The sequence below is a fragment of the Salmonella sp. K21076 genome (genome assembly GCF_039650795.1).
GTDB classification, from domain to species: Bacteria; Pseudomonadota; Gammaproteobacteria; order Enterobacterales; family Enterobacteriaceae; genus Salmonella; species Salmonella enterica.
This window is the reverse complement of the sequence record NZ_JBCLYA010000032.1, coordinates 1-1,235: the sequence shown is the minus strand read 5'-3', so window position 1 is coordinate 1,235 and position 1,235 is coordinate 1. Positions and strand designations below refer to the sequence as shown.

The following is a 1,235-nucleotide window of genomic DNA, read 5'->3' as shown; positions in this document are numbered from 1 at the left end:
TTTGCTCTTTAAAAATCTGGATCAAGCTGAAAATTGAAACACAGAACAACGAAAGTTGTTCGTGAGTCTCTCAAATTTTCGCAACACGATGATGAATCGAAAGAAACATCTTCGGGTTGTGAGGTTAAGCGACTAAGCGTACACGGTGGATGCCCTGGCAGTCAGAGGCGATGAAGGGCGTGCTAATCTGCGATAAGCGCCGGTAAGGTGATATGAACCGTTATAACCGGCGATACCCGAATGGGGAAACCCAGTGTGATTCGTCACACTATCATTAACTGAATCCATAGGTTAATGAGGCGAACCGGGGGAACTGAAACATCTAAGTACCCCGAGGAAAAGAAATCAACCGAGATTCCCCCAGTAGCGGCGAGCGAACGGGGAGGAGCCCAGAGCCTGAATCAGCATGTGTGTTAGTGGAAGCGTCTGGAAAGGCGCGCGATACAGGGTGACAGCCCCGTACACAAAAGCGCATATGCTGTGAGCTCGATGAGTAGGGCGGGACACGTGGTATCCTGTCTGAATATGGGGGGACCATCCTCCAAGGCTAAATACTCCTGACTGACCGATAGTGAACCAGTACCGTGAGGGAAAGGCGAAAAGAACCCCGGCGAGGGGAGTGAAAAAGAACCTGAAACCGTGTACGTACAAGCAGTGGGAGCCCCACCACTAAGCCAGTGGTGAACTCCACATACGCATCCTTTGCTGAGGAGACGGTTAACGGAGCGAAAGCGACGTTCAACCTCAAAAGAAGCAGAGGGGGCTTAGTGGTGGGGTGACTGCGTACCTTTTGTATAATGGGTCAGCGACTTATATTCTGTAGCAAGGTTAACTGTATAGGGGAGCCGGAGGGAAACCGAGTCTTAACCGGGCGTTAAGTTGCAGGGTATAGACCCGAAACCCGGTGATCTAGCCATGGGCAGGTTGAAGGTTGGGTAACACTAACTGGAGGACCGAACCGACTAATGTTGAAAAATTAGCGGATGACCTGTGGCTGGGGGTGAAAGGCCAATCAAACCGGGAGATAGCTGGTTCTCCCCGAAAGCTATTTAGGTAGCGCCTCGTGAATTCATCTCCGGGGGTAGAGCACTGTTTCGGCTAGGGGGCCATCCCGGCTTACCAACCCGATGCAAACTGCGAATACCGGAGAATGTTATCACGGGAGACACACGGCGGGTGCTAATGTCCGTCGTGAAGAGGGAAACAACCCAGACCGCCAGCTAAGGTCCCAAAGT

At 51.8% G+C, this 1,235-nt stretch carries 1 rRNA gene; it reads left to right on the top strand.

The annotated features are described in order from the left end of the window. Positions 1-122: 122 nt before the first annotated feature. Positions 123-1,235 (top strand): 23S ribosomal RNA (locus AAYN39_RS10615); the annotation flags it as partial.